Raw genomic sequence first — 15461 nt, 5'->3', positions numbered from 1 at the left:
GTTCCCGTATCCGCGTCATACCTGGTCAGAGGTGCTCAGAGCGCGTGCTCGTACTGGCGTTCCGGATTCCCGGCGAGCGAGTGCACGGTGATGAACTGGGGTTCGATGCGCATGTAGACGGGGTCGAAGACCGCGCCGTCCACGAAATGCGGACCGGGACCGAATAGTTCCAGTTCGGCGGTCGTCGGCTCGACGAGCTGCGCCGTTCCGGTGAACTGCACCGACCAGAGCCGGGGGTCCCCGGAATGGAAGTTGTCCGCCCCGTAGGCCACCACGCTGCCGTTGCACGCCTGGTGGTAGCCGAAACCGGAGTGCATTCTCAGGACGACCCTGCCGTCCACCACGATGTGGCGGGCGAGGGCGAGGAAGGGCAGCGCGCGCATGCTGGTGGCCACTCGGCCGTACGGCACCCGCCGCAGCAGTGCGATGGCGTGGAGTTCCTCGGGGGACATGCCGTCCACTGTCCGCCACCGGCGTCCCGCCCGGAAAGAGGAGCCCGCCCCGATGACCGGGGACGTTGGTCCCGAATGACACGGCGCGCACCGGGGAACCACGCGGCCACGGTGCGTCACGGCGCGTGACGGACGGCTGGTGGCCGGAGGCGGCCCGAACTTGGGCCCTGCGGGCTCCGGGCCGTCTAGCGCCTCTCGGCCTGCAGGCGGGCCACGTAGGCGGCGGCCTGGGAGCGGCGCTCCATGCCCAGCTTGGACAGCAGGCTGGAGACGTAGTTCTTGATGGTCTTCTCGGCCAGGTGCAGCCGCTCGCCGATGACGCGGTTGGTCAGGCCCTCGCCGATCAGGTCGAGGATCTTCCGCTCCTGCTCGGTGAGGTTGGACAGCCGGTCGTCGCGCTTGCCGTTCTTGCCGTCGCGCAGCCGCTCCAGCACGCGGGCGGTGGCGACCGGGTCCAGCAGGGACTTGCCGGCGGCGACGTCGCGCACCGCGCTGAGCAGCTCATTGCCGCGGATCGCCTTGAGCACGTAGCCCGAGGCGCCGGCCATGATCGCGTCGAACAGCGCCTCGTCGTCGGCGAAGGAGGTCAGCATCAGGCACTTGACGTCCTCGTTCTGGGAGCGCACCTCGCGGCACACCTCCACACCGCTGCCGTCGGGCAGCCGGACGTCGAGGACCGCCACGTCGGGGCGGGTGGCGGGGATGCGGACCAGAGCGTCCGCGGCGGTACCGGCCTCGCCGACGATCTCGATGTCCTCTTCGACCGACAAGAGCTCGTGGACGCCCCGACGTACCACTTCGTGGTCGTCCAGGAGGAATACCTTGATTTTTCCGTCTTCGCGCACGAAGTCAGTTTCACACACTCACCCCTTCCCTGCCGGAGTTACCCGGGATAACGTGCCGTTGTTCCCGGCCCCTGCAAGGCTGTGACCAGTGCTTGTTCCCGCTGCTGCGGATTTACTTGGAAATCCAAGCAAAAATGCAGGTCAAACGGGGTTTCGCAGTTATGCGGCGCACTGGGTAACGTGCATTGCGCAGGGCACTCGCCGGGGCACCTGTCACGCCTGAATCCCGAACGCGACGCGCACACACCCCGTGCGCTCGTTACGGATGCAGGTGAGCCGCACTGGACCCCGGAGAACCCGGGTGCCGGACCGACGGAGGAGCACACGTGACCGTGGAGAGCACTGCCGCGCGCAAGCCGCGACGCAGCAGCGGCACCAAGCGGGCGGCAGGCGCGGCGAGCGCCGCCAAGCCCGCCGCCGCTGCCACCGCGCAGACGCAGGACGCCGTACCTCAGCTCGTACAGCTGCTGACGCCCGAAGGGGACCGGGTCGACAACGCGGAGAACGCGGAGTTCGCCCCCTTCGTCGCCGACATCACCACCGAGGACCTGCGCGGGCTGTACCGCGACATGGTCATGACCCGTCGCTTCGACGGCGAGGCGACCGCCCTGCAGCGCCAGGGAGAGCTGGGCCTGTGGGCCTCGCTCCTCGGCCAGGAGGCCGCGCAGATCGGCTCCGGCCGGGCCCTGAACGACGAGGACTACGTCTTCCCGACCTACCGCGAGCACGGCGTCGCCTGGTGCCGCGGCGTCGACCCGACCAACCTGCTCGGGATGTTCCGCGGTGTGAACCACGGTGGCTGGGACCCGAACACCAACAACTTCCACCTCTACACGATCGTCATCGGCTCGCAGACGCTGCACGCGACCGGTTACGCGATGGGCGTGGCCAAGGACGGCGCGGACGCGGCCGTCATCGCCTACTTCGGCGACGGCGCGTCCAGCCAGGGCGACGTGATGGAGGCCTTCAACTTCTCCGCCGTCTACAACTCCCCCGTGGTGTTCTTCTGCCAGAACAACCAGTGGGCGATCTCCGAGCCGACCGAGCGCCAGATGCGCGTGCCGCTCTACCAGCGCGCGCAGGGCTTCGGCTTCCCGGGCGTCCGCGTCGACGGCAACGACGTGCTGGCCTGCCTGGCCGTGACCCGCTGGGCCCTGGACCGGGCGCGCCGCGGCGAGGGCCCGACGCTGGTCGAGGCGTTCACGTACCGCATGGGTGCGCACACCACCTCCGACGACCCGACGAAGTACCGGCGGGACGAGGAGACGGCGGCCTGGGAGTCCAAGGACCCGATCCTGCGCCTGAAGGCCCACCTGCTGGCCACGGGCGGCGCCGACGAGGCGTTCTTCGCCGAGCTGGAGGCCGAGAGCGAGGCCATGGGCAAGCGCGTGCGCGAGGCCGTGCGCTCCATGCCCGACCCGGACACCATGGCGATCTTCGAGAACGTCTACGCGGACGGGCACGCGCTCGTCGACGAGGAGCGCGCGCAGTTCGCCGCCTACCTCGCGTCCTTCGAGTCGGCCGAGGAGGGTCACTGATGGCTGTCGAGAAGATGTCGATCGCGAAGGCGCTCAACGAGTCGCTGCGCAAGGCTCTGGAGCAGGACCCGAAGGTCCTGATCATGGGTGAGGACGTCGGCAAGCTGGGCGGTGTCTTCCGGATCACCGACGGCCTGCAGAAGGACTTCGGCGAGGAGCGGGTCATCGACACCCCGCTCGCCGAGTCGGGCATCGTCGGCACCGCCATCGGCCTGGCCCTGCGCGGGTACCGGCCGGTCGTGGAGATCCAGTTCGACGGTTTCGTCTTCCCCGCGTACGACCAGATCGTCACGCAGCTCGCGAAGATGCACGCGCGGGCCCTGGGCAAGATCAAGATGCCGGTCGTCATCCGCATCCCGTACGCGGGCGGCATCGGCGCGGTCGAGCACCACAGCGAGTCCCCCGAGACGCTCTTCGCGCACGTCCCGGGCCTCAAGGTGGTCTCCCCGTCGAACGCGAGCGACGCCTACTGGATGCTCCAGCAGGCGATCCTCAGCGACGACCCGGTGATCTTCTTCGAGCCGAAGCGCCGCTACTGGGACAAGGGCGAGGTCGATGTCGACGCCATCCCCTACCCGCTGCACAAGGCGCGCGTGGCCCGCGAGGGCTCGGACATCACCCTGGCCGCCTACGGCCCGATGGTGAAGGTCTGCCTGGAGGCGGCGGCCGCGGCCGCCGAGGAGGGCAAGTCGGTGGAGGTCGTCGACCTGCGCTCGATGTCCCCGGTCGACTTCGACGGTCTGCAGACCTCGGTCGAGAAGACCCGCCGGCTGGTCGTCGTGCACGAGGCCCCGGTCTTCCTGGGCGTCGGCTCGGAGATCGCCGCTCGCATCACGGAGCGGTGCTTCTACCACCTGGAGGCGCCGGTGCTGCGCGTGGGCGGATTCCACGCCCCGTACCCGCCGGCCCGCCTGGAGGACGAGTACCTGCCGGGCCTGGACCGGGTGCTCGACGCCGTCGACCGCTCGCTGGCGTACTGAGGAGCCACGTTCATGACGATCCGCGAATTCAAGATGCCCGACGTGGGCGAGGGCCTCACCGAGGCCGAGATCCTCAAGTGGTACGTCCAGCCGGGTGACACGGTCACCGACGGTCAGGTCGTCTGCGAGGTCGAGACGGCCAAGGCCGCCGTGGAACTGCCGATCCCGTTCGACGGTGTCGTGCACGCGCTCCTCTTCGAGGAGGGCACCACGGTCGACGTCGGCCAGGTCATCATCTCGGTGCAGACGGAGGCCGGCGCCGCTGCCGAGGCCCCGGTACAAGAAGCGGCGCCTGCCGCCGCAGCGCCCGTCGCCACCGAGGCGGAGGAGCCGGCCGCCGCGGCCCGCCAGCCCGTCCTGGTCGGCTACGGGGTCTCCACCGCCTCCACGAAGCGCCGCCCGCGCAAGGCCGCCGTCGGTGCGCCCGCGCAGAACGGCACCGCCCCGGCGGCCCCGGCGGCTCCGGCCGCGCCGGTGCTCCCCGCGGTCCCGGCGCAGCCGACCGGCGAGCGGCCGCTGGCCAAGCCGCCGGTGCGCAAGCTCGCCAAGGACCTCGGCATCGACCTGGCCTCGGTGGTCCCCACCGGTGACGGCGGGGTCGTGACCCGGGAGGACGTCCACGCGGCGGCCGCCGCGGCGATCGCCCCGCAGACGGTGCCCGCCGAGGTTCCGGTGGCTCCGGTGACGGCTCCGTCCGTCCAGGCGGCCGAAGTACCGGCCTCCGCGCGGGAGACCCGCATTCCGGTCAAGGGCGTCCGCAAGGTCACCGCCCAGGCCATGGTCGGCTCGGCCTTCACCGCACCGCACGTCACCGAGTTCATCACGCTCGACGTGACCCGCACGATGAAGCTGGTCCAGGAGCTCAAGGACGACCCGGACCTCGCGGGGCTGCGCATCAACCCGCTGCTCCTCATCGCGAAGGCCGTCCTGGTGGCCATCCGCCGCAACCCGGACGTCAACGCGTCCTGGGACGAGGCGGCCCAGGAGATCGTGCTCAAGCACTACGTGAACCTGGGCATCGCGGCGGCCACCCCCCGCGGGCTGATCGTCCCGAACATCAAGGACGCGCACACCAAGACGCTCGGCGAGCTGTCGACCGCCCTGTCCGAGCTGGTCGCCACGGCCCGCGACGGCAAGACGTCCCCGGCCGACATGCAGAACGGCACCATCACCATCACCAACGTCGGCGTCTTCGGCGTCGACACCGGTACGCCCATCCTGAACCCGGGCGAGTCCGCGATCCTGGCGGTCGGCGCGATCAAGCTCCAGCCGTGGGTCCACAAGGGCAAGGTGAAGCCGCGCCAGGTCACCACGCTGGCGCTGTCGTTCGACCACCGTCTCATCGACGGCGAACTCGGCTCCCGCTTCCTGGCCGACATCGCGGCGGTCCTGGAACACCCCCGCCGCCTGATCACCTGGTCGTAGCGGCCACGCACCACGCCCCACCCGATGGCCGGCCTCCCCTCGCGGAGACCGGCCATCGGCATGGAGCTGTTCGGTGTACGAGGGCTTGGGCGGGGCTGCGGCGCGGACCGCCGTACGGGCCGGCTCCGCGACCTCGTTGCGCTGAAGGAGCAGTGTGATGGCGGACCAAGGGTCTGCGGTACCGGTGGCATCGGAGACGACCCTCGTACGCGAGGTCTTCGGCCCGCTCGGCGGCCTCGTCGAGTGCGGCGCGTCGCTGGAATCGGTGTCGGTGGGCGAGTTCGTCGCGCGTCACCGCGGCGAGCTGGACCGGGTGCTGGACGTGGTGCGGCGGCTGGGCGCCTTTCATGCCGAGTCGATGGACATCATGGACGGGCTCGGCTACCTGCGGGAGCACGACGTCCCGCCGGTCACCCTGCTGATGTGGTCGGGATGCATCGAGGAGTACACCCCGGACCTCGGCGCGCCGGTAACGGTTCGCCGCATGGCCCGGATGGGCGCCGACCTCCAGATGTCGCATCTCCTCCAGGCGCTGGTGGGGGTGGCGTCCCTGCGCGGCGGCCGCGACGACGTGGAGTCCCGGGCCCGGGAGATCGCGGAGGTGATCGGCGCGGTGTGCACGTGGGGCGGGCCCAGCCGTGGGCGGTCGCTCCACGAGGTGTTCCTGACCTGGCGGGTCGCGTTCCTTCCGGGGCTCCTGATGCCCTCGTCGGGCTCGCCGGAGCCCTTCACGCGGCGCCTGCGGGAGTACGCGCACGCCCTGGAACGGATCGTGGAACAGGGGGAGTGACCAGGCCGCGGGGAAATACCTGGTCGGGGTGGTGGACCCCGTGTGATCATCGCCGGATGTTCTTCCGCGCTGCCACCGCAGACCCCGCAGATCTGGACCGCGCCGTCGCCTACCCGGCCGACGGTCCCGTCCCCGCCCTGACCGCCGAGAAGATCCGGGAGGAGCTGGAGGGGAACCAGTTCCGCCCCGAGTGGATCTGGCTCGCCGAGGACGAGGACGGGGAGGTCCTGGCCCGCGCCCTGTGGTGGGGCCGCGGCGACAGCGAGCGGCCCATCGCGCTCGACTGCCTGCAGGTACGGGCCTGCGTGGCCGACCCGGCCGCGGTCGCCGCCGGGCTGCTGGAGGCCGGCCACGCCGCCTTCGGCAAGCTGCCCGTCTACAACATCTCCCTGCCCCGCGGCTGGCGCGAGGACCCGGAGACGGTCGCGGCGGTCGCCTGGCGTCAGGAGGCCGCGTACAAGGCCGGCCTGACGCGCGAGATCGAGCGCCTGCGCTACGAGTGGACCGCGGCCGCCGGGACGCCGGAGGCGACCGGCCGGCTCGTCTTCCGCGACGGCACCGACGAGGAGTTCCTGGACGCCTTCACCCGGCTGTCCGCCGGCAGCCTCGACCTGCACACGCAGACCGAGCTGCGGTCGATGGACGCGGAACAACTGGCGCGCGAGGACATCGAGTTCTACCTCGACTGCCCCGGCGAGCGCTCCTGGTGGCGCCTCGCCCACCTCCCGGACGGCACCCTCGCGGGCATGGCCATCCCGTCGGCGACCCCGTACCACCGCAACGTCGGCTACCTGGGCGTCGTACCGGAACAGCGCGGCCGGGGCCTGATCGACGAGATCCTGGGCGAGATCACCCGCTTCCACGCGGCCGAGGGTGCCGAGCGGATCACCGCGACCGCCGACACCGTCAACGTCCCGATGGCCGCCGCCTTCGACCGGGCCGGCTACGAGGTCACCGAGATCCGGCTGGTGCTGGAGGAACCGCCCAGGGCCTGAGAGGCGTTCTCTCCTCGGAGCCCCGACCGCAGGGCTCCTGACTACGCGACGTGGCGGACCCGGACCCGGACCCGGCCCCGAAGGACGACGAAGTGAATGAGTAGCCCCAGCCCCAGCCCCAGCCCCGCACCCCGGAGCCCCGCCCCCCGTTGGCCGGGCTACCGCGCCGAGCCGTCGTGGGACGACCCCGGCCCGAGCCGGGTCTTCCCGGCCCCGGTGCCGGCGCGGCTGCGGGCGCTCGGGTCAACCCCTTCTACGATCGGGCCTGAGATGAACGGCGTCCTGTGGCCGGAACTGGCGGCGCTCTACGAGACCCCGCCGGACCTCTCCTCCTGTCCGTTGTACTACGTCCACGTGGACGAGCGGGACACCGCGGTCACTCTCGGCTTCGAGACCCCGCAGCCACCGGACCACCCAGGCCGGAGTGGGAGGAGAAGCAGTACAACACCCTGCGCTTCTTCGTCGTGTTCACGGGCGTGGACGACCTGCGCATGACGGGCATCGCCGCCGAACACCCGGACCGCCACGACCGCACGGTACGCGTCAGGGTGAGCGACACCGGGCGCCAGCAGGTCTCGGTGACCGGCGACCACCGCACCCTCGCCTTCTCGGCCGCCGCCTCCGCCGTCACCCTGACCCGCGTGTACCTGCAGGGATCGATCTGACCTGGACCGGTATGACCGCACCCGCGGCGGCGGTAATCTCCCGCCCGGGGAAGGGGGTCGGGTGTCCATCGCCGAATTGCAGGTGTACTCCGTCGAGGTGGCCGACGTCACGGGCGGGGTGTGCGTGGTCCGCTGCGTCGGCGGGGTGGCCCGGGCCGGGCAGGTCTACGCCGTCGGGGAGTCGAGGATGGGCCTGCGCCACATCGAGCGGTACGGGCGGCCCGTCGCGTCCTTCGACGCCGGACACGTCGCCAAGGTCCACTTCACGGGCGCCATGGTCGCCCTGCTCACCCGCGGGCAGGTGCTGACCTCGGTGCCGCCCGACGGGCACTCGCTGGAGGACCTGGAGGCCTGGCTGGCCACCGGGCCGCCGCTGCGGGACGAACCCCACCCGCGGACCCTGCGCGTCCTCGCCGGAGTGCGGATGCGCGACGAACGCCTCCCCGACGAGATCCGGCTGCGCTGGGGCCGGGTCGCGCTGGCCGCCACCCACCGGTGCGCGCAGGCCGAGAACGCGCCCGCACTGGCCGCCGCACCCGAACTGGCCTACGTACAGTGCTACTTGATCCAGCAGTTCGGCCCGGCCCGCGGCGGCGACCCGGCGGCCCTGTGCCGGGAGCTGCTGGCGCTGGTCGACCTGACCCCGGCGCAGGCCGCGGCGCAGGGCCGCGGCTGGCGCGACCTCCCGCACCACCGCATCCGGCACCTGCGCCGCATCAAGAGCCTGATCCCCTGGCTGACCGCCGTACGCCCGCACCTGCCGGACGCCGGCCCGCTGGCGGAGGCGGTCGACGCCTGGTCGGCGGTCCGGCCGGAACTACCGTGACCGGGCCCAGCCCGCTGACCGGGCCTAGCCCGCGGCGCGGGCGGCGTTGCCGAGGACCTTGGTCGGGGTGATGCGGACGACCACGCGGACGTCCTCCGCCGGGGCGTCTCGGTACTCCTTGCCGGCGCCCGGGCCGAGGTACTCCTCGGCGATGCGGACCGCCACCGCGCGGCCGACGTCCTCGGTGACGGTGGCCGTGCCGCGGATCTCGGCGTAGAGGAAGGGGTTGGCCAGGTCGAAGACGGTGACGCCGACCCGCCCGTCCCGGACGATGTTGCGCTCCTTGCGGCGGCCCTGCTCGGTGGAGATCAGCAGGTCGCCCCCGTCGCGGGTCACCCAGATCACCGAACTCTGCGGACTGCCATCGGGGTTGATGGTCGACAGGACGGCGGGGTGCGGGGAGTCGAGCAGCCCGCGCACGGTCTCATTCAGCTCAACAGTCATGACGGCGAGGCTAGTCGGGGCGCGGCCGGGCCGCCGCCGGTTTCCGGCCCGCCTGCGATGACTAAGCGAAGTCGGTCAGTTCCAGGGGATGTTGAGCCACGGACTGGCCGGGTCGGTGGTCAGCGCGACGTGGGCGGCGAGGGCCGACGTGTACCAGGTGCCGAACTCCTCCTCGTCGAAATGCAGGCACCGGCCGAGGACGTACCCGGCGGAGAACTCCTCCCACGAGCGGTACGTCTGGCGGGCGGCGTCCCCGGCGCGCAGTACGGCCTTCTCGGCCTCGTGGAGGGTGCCGTAGCGGCAGCCGATGCCCCAGCGGGCCATCTGCGAGGCCCGGCCGAGGTCCCAGGCCTCCACCGAGCGGACCCAGCCGTCCTCGGGCAGCAGTCCGTCGGCGCGGAAGCGCTGCTCGTAGCGGGCGATCCGGCCGATGAGGCGCTTGATGCCGGTGATCTCGCCCTCCACCTCGGCGGTGGGGCGCGGCTGGGCGACGGTGACCCCCTCGGGGGTGAGCTGCGGCTCGGCGGAACGCTCGGCGCTGCGGCGCAGACTGGCCTCGGCGGCGTGCCGCCAGTGCTCGATGTCGACCGGCCCCGCGAAGTCGGAGGCGAGGACGCGGCGGACGCGGAGCGCGTACTCCCAGACGGGGCTGACCATGTCCACGGTCAGGAGCTGCTCCAGGGTGGAGAGCCATTCGGCGCGGTCGGTGATGCCCCACCACTTCGCGAGGCGCCGGCGCTCGGCCGCGTAGCCGCTGCCGTGGTGGGCGAGGGCGTTCCAGAAATCGCCGTTCGTCACGGCGAGATGGCTGCCGACGGCGAGGCCGTGGGCGATGGGCCCGTGCAGCGGCCCGCCGGTGAAGAGGGCGTGGACCTTCCCCTCGGGCAGGCCGTACGCGGGCGCGGCGTCCGCGTGCGCGCGCCAGCGGGCCAGGTCGGCGGGGGTGGTGGTGAGGTAGGCCTCGGTGGGGGAGCCCGGGTTCACGGCGAGGAAGGCGGGGTCGGTGGGGGCCCAGACCTTGGCGTACCACCCCAGGCTGTGGGACTCGTAGACCCACTCGGGGGTGGGCGCGGGCAGCATGCCGGCGGTGTGGACGACGAGCATGCGGTCCGGGGTGGCGTGGAAGAACACCGACTCGGGGTGCGCGTCCGCCTGGACGCGGGGCTGCGCGAGATAGAGCTGCGCGCGGGCGAGTACGTCGAAGTACGCGGCCCAGTCGCCGCTGGCCTTGGCCTCGTACAGCTCTCTCTCGATGACGCTCGGCGCGATCCAGATCCCCATACGGGGACCTTATACGGGCCCCTCCACGGACTGCCCGGCCCGTACGGTCCTCTCCCTGACCGGCGGCTTCCGGCATAGGCTTCGGGGCATGACCCGGTTCCCGTGCGTGAAGTCCGCCCACTCGGCGGCGCGATGAACGACGTCACGGTGTACTGGCGGCCGGGGTGCGCGTTCTGCATCAAGCTCCGTACGCAGCTGCGCCTGGCCCGGATCCGGTACCGGAAGGTCAACATCTGGCGGGACCCCGAGGCGGCGGCCTTCGTCCGCAGCGTGGCCGACGGCAACGAGACCGTCCCGACGGTGGTCGTCGGCGACCGCCCGGCCATGGTGAACCCGTCCGTACGCCGGATCCGCGAGGCCCTGCACGGCTGAACCCGTCCCGGCCCGACAGCCGGTGGCCGGGCCTTACCGGCCCGAGGCCGCCTTCATCGCCGCGAAGACGGTGATCAAGACCGTGGCCAGGACGACGACCTGGTTCCGCTTCCCTTGCAGGCGCTTGCGCTCGGCGGGCGCGATGCCGCTCTTGTCCGCGAGGTTGCGCCAGGGCTTGGTGAGGCGCCAGAGGAACGTGACGGCGAGGGCGGCCACGGCGAAGGTTCCGACGACCTGCCCGGCGGCGTAGCTCTGCGAGGTGGGGTCCACGGACAGGGGGATCATGAACCGCATCGTATGCGCGCTCGAATTGCTCGTGGATCACGAACGGGCATCATCCGCGCCGCCTGCGCGCGTGCGGATCCGGCCGCTGCGCCCGGAGCCAGTCTGACGGAGCATCACCTGAGCGTGATGAGGTACCCGCTGGTCAGGGGCGTACGTACGCCGGTTGCGCGGCGTGTCACCGGCGGGCCGGGCGGGCTCCCGGTTGCGGGGGCCCACGGGGTGTCCCTACGTGTCCCTGCTGGCCGCGTCCCCCGGCCTCGCGAGCGCCGCCGGTGCCGCCTATCGGGGTGGGGAGAGGGCGAAGACCGAGGCCCGGGAGGAGGCACCGTAGGCGACGCCGTCCCGGACGATCAGCGTGAACACGCCACCTCCGCCGCGCGTCACCGGCTGCTCGGGGTCCCTGCGAGGGGCGCTGCGCCACAGTTCGCGTCCCGTGCCGGCGTCCCTGGAGACGATCTCGCCGTTCGTGGTCTGGACGTACACCCGTCCGTCCTGGAGCACCGGCCCCTGCAGGGGATCGGCGCCGGTGGCCTCCGCCCACAGCTCCTTTCCGCTGATGAGATCGACGGCGCGCAGACGTCCGTCCTCGCGGAGGTCGATGACGACCGAGTCGGAGGCGACGGCGCGCGCCGACACCTGCACCGCGGTTCGATCTGGAAGGTCCTTCCCGTCCGCCGCGGAGACCTGGACCAATCCCCCTGTACTGCTGCCCTTCGGCGGGCCCGTCAGGTCGTCCATGGCGATCAGGGTGTCCTGGCTGCCGCCGATGCCGAAGAACCGGCCGTGGGTCGCGCGCTGCCACTGCGTCTTCCCGTCAGAGGGCGAGAGCCGCAGCAGTACGGCTTCCGCACCGCCTTCGTTGCCCTTCGGCATCCCCTCGACCAGCAGTCCGGCCTGATGGCGGAGCAGCCGGAGGTGTCCGTGTTCTGCGAACTTCCGGGTCCACAGTGGCTCTCCGGAGGCCGCGCTCCAGGCGCGGATCACGTTTCCGTTGGGATCCCCCGTGACCAGGACGTCCCCCACCAGAGCCGCATCCGTGCCGGCGGTGACCGTGACGGTCCGCTGCCAGCGGAACTTCCCGGTCCTGGTGTCCAGGGCGGCCAGTGTCTCCGTCCGCGAGTCCTCGCCCACCTCGGGCGTGCTCCCCAGGGTGAGGTAGACGAGGCCGGTCGCCGGCACGGCGGCCACGAGCGTGACGGCGCCCGCGGCGTCGTCGGCCGCCGTGGGCAGGATCGTGCCGGTGGCGCCGTCGAACTGTGCGATGCCGCTTTCCCCTTCACAGAGGACGTCCTTGCCGGTCCACAGGCAGCGGTGCAGGGCCGGACGGGGATCCGAGTGCGAGATCCTCGACGGGATGGGGGTCTCCCACCGGGCCCAGCCCGCCGGTGCGATCGCCGCCGAGTCCTCACGGGCGGGAGCCACGGGGGCCGAGGGTCCGGGGGCCGCTGCCGCATGCGGGGCCTTGGGCGGCGGGTCCGGGTACAGGGCCCAGGCGGTGGCGGAGCCGGCCGCGACCGTGAGGGCGATGCCCGCCGCCACGCTCGCCTTGACGCGCCGGCGCGTGCCTGCCGTACGTACGGGCGGCGCGGCCCGGCCCGACCGTCTGCGGTGGGCGCGCGAACCGAGCAGCGCGAGCAGTTCGTCGGCCGTCGGGCGGGCAGCCGGCTCCTTGGCCAGGCACGGTCCGACGATGGGTAACAGGGACTGCGGCAGACCGTCCAGAGCGGGTGGTTCGTGTACGACGTTCCAGGCGATCGCGTAGGGAGATTCAGCCTCGAAGGGACTGCGGCCCGTCGCCGCGTGCACGAGCACGGAACCGAGCGCGAAGACGTCTGCGGCCGGGCCGGTTTCCTTCGGGGTGCGGAACTGCTCGGGGGCCATGAAGGGCGGGGTCCCGATGACCACACCGGTCTGAGTGAGGGCGTCGGAGTCGATGGCACGGGAGATGCCGAAGTCGATGACCCGGGGACCGTCATCGGCCAGCAGGATGTTGCCGGGCTTGAGGTCCCGGTGGACGAGCCCCGCGCGGTGGATGTCGCGTAGTGCCTCGACCAGGCCGGAGGCCAGCTGCCACGCCTCGTCGGCGTCCATCGGCCCGTGTGCGGCGACCTGCTCGGCGAGGGTCGGGCCGGGCACGTACAGGGTCGCCATCCACGGCATGTCGCCGCTGGTGTCGGCATCGATGACGGGGGCGGTGAAAGCCCCGCTCACCGCTCTGGCGGCTTCGACCTCGCGCGCGAAGCGGACCCGGAACAGCGGATCCGCCGCGAAGCGTTCCCGGATCACCTTCACCGCGGCCTGTCGCCCGGACGGCGAGACAGCGAGGTAGACGACTCCCATCCCGCCCGCGCCGAGGATCCGTTCCACCTCGTAGTGCCCGACGTGGGTCACTGCCTTTTCACTGAGGTCCACTGTCTGAGGTTCCCCCTGTTCCACCGGAACGGCTGGCGCACTCTATCGAAGGCCAGTGCCTGACGGACCGTGTAGTCCCTTGGTTCCACGGCGCGTTGGACGACAGCAGGGCGGCACGCCCCCCGTGCCACCGCGCGACCGTGCGGACCCCCTTGACGCCCCCCGGTGGGGGAGGGACGCTCGCGGGTCTCGCATCCGAGCGGTTGCACACTGGGGGGCCGGTATGCCGGAGGAGTCTGTCCAGACGGTGGGGGAGCTGCGGGCGCGGCTCGCGGCGCGGGGGGCGCGCTGGTCCGTCCTGGAACACCTGGCCGACGAGGAGCCGGTGCCGCGGCCCTCGCTCGGTCTGGAGCCCGGGGCGAACCTGACGCCCGCCGAGGACGTGGGGCTCGTCGATCTGCGGGCGATCATCGGGCACGAGAGCGGGAATCCCCACCTGACCCGGCGCCGGGCCGCCCACGGGTTCCTGCCGGGACCGGCGACGACCGGCGCGGCCCGGCCCGCCGCCGTGGACTGGCGCAGCCGCTGGGGCCTGCCGTGGATCACCAAGGTGAAGGACCAGAACCCGTGCGGTTCCTGCTGGGCCTTCGGCGCCGCCGGCCTGGTGGAGTCCATGGCCCGCATCGAGCACTGCGTATGGGCGGAGCGGTCCGAGGGGGACGTGCACGACGGTCTGCGCTTCACCTGCGGGCAGGGTTCCAATCCGGAGACCGCGCTCGACTGGATCAAGGGCAACGGCGGGCTGGCCGATCCGGACTGCTGGCCGTACAGCACCCCGCCCGCCGGTCTGCCCGCCGCCCGCCGCGACGCCTGGCGCGCCGAGTACACGCCCAGCTGGGACCGGTCCGGGCGCACCGTCCGGATCGCCGACTACGTGCGGCTCGGCGACGTCGAGCAGCAGAAGGTCTGGCTGGACACGGTCGGCCCGCTGACCGCCTGCTTCGACGTGTACGACGACTTCTTCGGCCTCGGCTCGGGCGTCTACCACCGCACCAGCGACCAGCTCGCGGGCGGCCACTGCGTGCTGATCGTCGGCTACGACGACGCGGCCGGCTGCTGGCTGTTCAAGAACTCCTGGGGGACCGGCTACCACGTCGGCGGCTACGGCCGGATCGCCTACGGCGAGGTCGACATCGATCACTGGGCCAAGTGCGGCCTGCGCGGCACCAACATCGACCCGTGGACCAAGCGCCGCCTGCACACCGGCAACGTCTACGAGAGCGGCAACGGCCGCGCCCACCGCAACTTCGAGCTCCTCGCCACCACCACCGGCGGCCGCCTCCAGCACTGGTGGCGCGAGGGCGACGCCCCCTTCGCGTGGGCCCGCGCGGACGCCTTCGCGCACGACGCCTCCGGCCAGCCCGCCTTCACCGGGACCACCTACAACCGCAACATGGAGTCCCTGCACGTGACCACCGGCGGCCGGCTGCGCCACTGGTACTTCGAGCAGTCCGTGCGCGTCTGGCGCGACGGCGGCGCCTTCGGCCCGGGTGACGCGGCCGTCGGCTCGACCCCGGCCTTCATCCAGAGCGACTACGGAAAGCCCGGCAACTTCGAGGTGGTCGTGCGGACCGCCGACGGCCGCCTCAACCACTGGTGGCGCATCAACGGCGCCCCCTGGACCTGGAACGACGGCGGCCGCTTCGCCTCCGGCATCGCCCACTACGGCCCCGCCCTCGTCCAGACCCGCAGCCGCCACCTCGACCTCGTCGCCGCCCGCACGGACGGCCGCATGCAGCTGTGGTGGCGCGAGGACCCGAACGGCTTCACGTGGCACGCCGGCGAGGTGTTCGGCAGCGGTACGCCGGCCGTCTCCGCGCCCTGCCTGATCGAGGGGCAGTACGGGGCCGCCGACGAGGACACCGCCGGGAACTACGAGCTGTGCGTGGCCGTCGCCGGCGGGCGCGTGGAGCACTGGTCGCGCGGCAACGCGGGCGGCTCGGCCTGGAGCCGCAGCGCGGTCTTCGGGCACGACGTCGCCGCGGTCACCGGGATGCTCCAGGGCAGTTTCGGGTTCAACCTGGAAGTCGTCGTCCTGCGCACCGACCGCCGTCTGCAGCACTACTGGCGTGGGGGCACCTCCCGGACGGAGTCCGGGGGAGGCGCGGGCTGGCACGAGGGGGCGGTCATCGGCCCCGTCGGCTGAGATCC

15 protein-coding genes are annotated in these 15461 nt (G+C 72.1%); 9 read left to right on the top strand and 6 right to left on the bottom strand.

What is annotated here, in order from left to right; genetic code table 11:
- Positions 1-35: 35 nt before the first annotated feature.
- Together RIU97_RS19690 and RIU97_RS19685 are read right to left on the bottom strand one after the other, a co-directional pair.
- A complete protein-coding gene (locus tag RIU97_RS19690; RefSeq protein ID WP_404958549.1) occupies positions 36-452 on the bottom strand; it encodes a pyridoxamine 5'-phosphate oxidase family protein in 417 nt (138 codons plus the stop codon).
- Between the two features lie 185 nt (positions 453-637).
- Entirely contained in the window at positions 638-1297 is a 660-nt protein-coding gene (locus RIU97_RS19685; protein WP_404958547.1) for a response regulator, read from the bottom strand.
- 326 nt (positions 1298-1623) lie between these two features.
- On the opposite strand from RIU97_RS19685, the gene pdhA reads away from it, so the two are divergent.
- The 7 genes from pdhA (at position 1624) to RIU97_RS19650 (ending at position 8516) form a co-directional block, all read left to right on the top strand.
- Positions 1624-2835 (top strand): pyruvate dehydrogenase (acetyl-transferring) E1 component subunit alpha, encoded by a 1212-nt coding sequence (pdhA, locus tag RIU97_RS19680; RefSeq protein WP_404958545.1) that lies wholly within the window; start codon positions 1624-1626, stop codon positions 2833-2835.
- Positions 2835-3815, top strand: a complete 981-nt coding sequence (locus RIU97_RS19675) for an alpha-ketoacid dehydrogenase subunit beta (protein ID WP_404958543.1) — start codon at positions 2835-2837, stop codon at positions 3813-3815. Before pdhA ends, RIU97_RS19675 begins: the two co-directional genes overlap by 1 nt.
- Before the next feature lie 12 nt (positions 3816-3827).
- Positions 3828-5240 carry a dihydrolipoamide acetyltransferase family protein gene (locus RIU97_RS19670; protein WP_404958541.1) on the top strand — a complete coding sequence of 471 codons (1413 nt, stop codon included), beginning with the start codon at positions 3828-3830 and terminating at the stop codon, positions 5238-5240.
- A 157-nt stretch (positions 5241-5397) separates the two neighbouring features.
- On the top strand, positions 5398-6030 hold the full coding sequence (locus tag RIU97_RS19665) for a hypothetical protein (RefSeq protein ID WP_404958539.1): 633 nt from the start codon (positions 5398-5400) through the stop codon (positions 6028-6030).
- A 56-nt stretch (positions 6031-6086) separates the two neighbouring features.
- The gene (locus RIU97_RS19660) at positions 6087-7025 is read left to right on the top strand and encodes a GNAT family N-acetyltransferase (RefSeq protein ID WP_404958537.1); all 939 of its coding nucleotides are present in this window, start codon (positions 6087-6089) and stop codon (positions 7023-7025) included.
- A 464-nt stretch (positions 7026-7489) separates the two neighbouring features.
- Positions 7490-7690: a hypothetical protein gene (locus RIU97_RS19655; protein WP_404958535.1), complete on the top strand. Its 201-nt coding sequence runs from the start codon at positions 7490-7492 to the stop codon at positions 7688-7690.
- Positions 7691-7751: 61 nt separating this feature from the next.
- Positions 7752-8516: a hypothetical protein gene (locus tag RIU97_RS19650; protein WP_404958533.1), complete on the top strand. Its 765-nt coding sequence runs from the start codon at positions 7752-7754 to the stop codon at positions 8514-8516.
- Between the two features lie 24 nt (positions 8517-8540).
- Here RIU97_RS19650 and RIU97_RS19645 read toward each other — a convergent pair whose 3' ends face one another.
- Positions 8541-8960 carry a PPOX class F420-dependent oxidoreductase gene (locus RIU97_RS19645; protein WP_404958531.1) on the bottom strand — a complete coding sequence of 140 codons (420 nt, stop codon included), beginning with the start codon at positions 8958-8960 and terminating at the stop codon, positions 8541-8543.
- A 75-nt stretch (positions 8961-9035) separates the two neighbouring features.
- Positions 9036-10241, bottom strand: coding sequence for a DUF1266 domain-containing protein (locus RIU97_RS19640; protein ID WP_404958529.1), 1206 nt, complete (start codon positions 10239-10241; stop codon positions 9036-9038).
- Positions 10242-10343: 102 nt separating this feature from the next.
- Between RIU97_RS19640 and RIU97_RS19635 the strand changes: the two genes are divergently transcribed.
- Complete coding sequence (locus tag RIU97_RS19635) at positions 10344-10613, top strand: glutaredoxin domain-containing protein (protein ID WP_404958527.1); 270 nt, start codon at positions 10344-10346, stop codon at positions 10611-10613.
- Positions 10614-10646: 33 nt separating this feature from the next.
- Here RIU97_RS19635 and RIU97_RS19630 read toward each other — a convergent pair whose 3' ends face one another.
- Positions 10647-10898, bottom strand: a complete 252-nt coding sequence (locus RIU97_RS19630; protein ID WP_404958525.1) for a hypothetical protein — start codon at positions 10896-10898, stop codon at positions 10647-10649.
- A 279-nt stretch (positions 10899-11177) separates the two neighbouring features.
- The gene (locus RIU97_RS19625; RefSeq protein WP_404958523.1) at positions 11178-13310 is read right to left on the bottom strand and encodes a protein kinase domain-containing protein; all 2133 of its coding nucleotides are present in this window, start codon (positions 13308-13310) and stop codon (positions 11178-11180) included.
- A gap of 223 nt (positions 13311-13533) precedes the next feature.
- Between RIU97_RS19625 and RIU97_RS19620 the strand changes: the two genes are divergently transcribed.
- Positions 13534-15456 carry a C1 family peptidase gene (locus RIU97_RS19620; RefSeq protein ID WP_404958521.1) on the top strand — a complete coding sequence of 641 codons (1923 nt, stop codon included), beginning with the start codon at positions 13534-13536 and terminating at the stop codon, positions 15454-15456.
- The last annotated feature ends 5 nt before the right edge of the window (positions 15457-15461 follow it).

The sequence above is a fragment of the Streptomyces sp. 147326 genome (genome assembly GCF_045000215.1).
GTDB lineage: Bacteria > Actinomycetota > Actinomycetes > Streptomycetales > Streptomycetaceae > Streptomyces.
The sequence above is the reverse complement of the archived record's forward strand: the minus strand, read 5'-3'. Positions and strand labels throughout refer to the sequence as shown.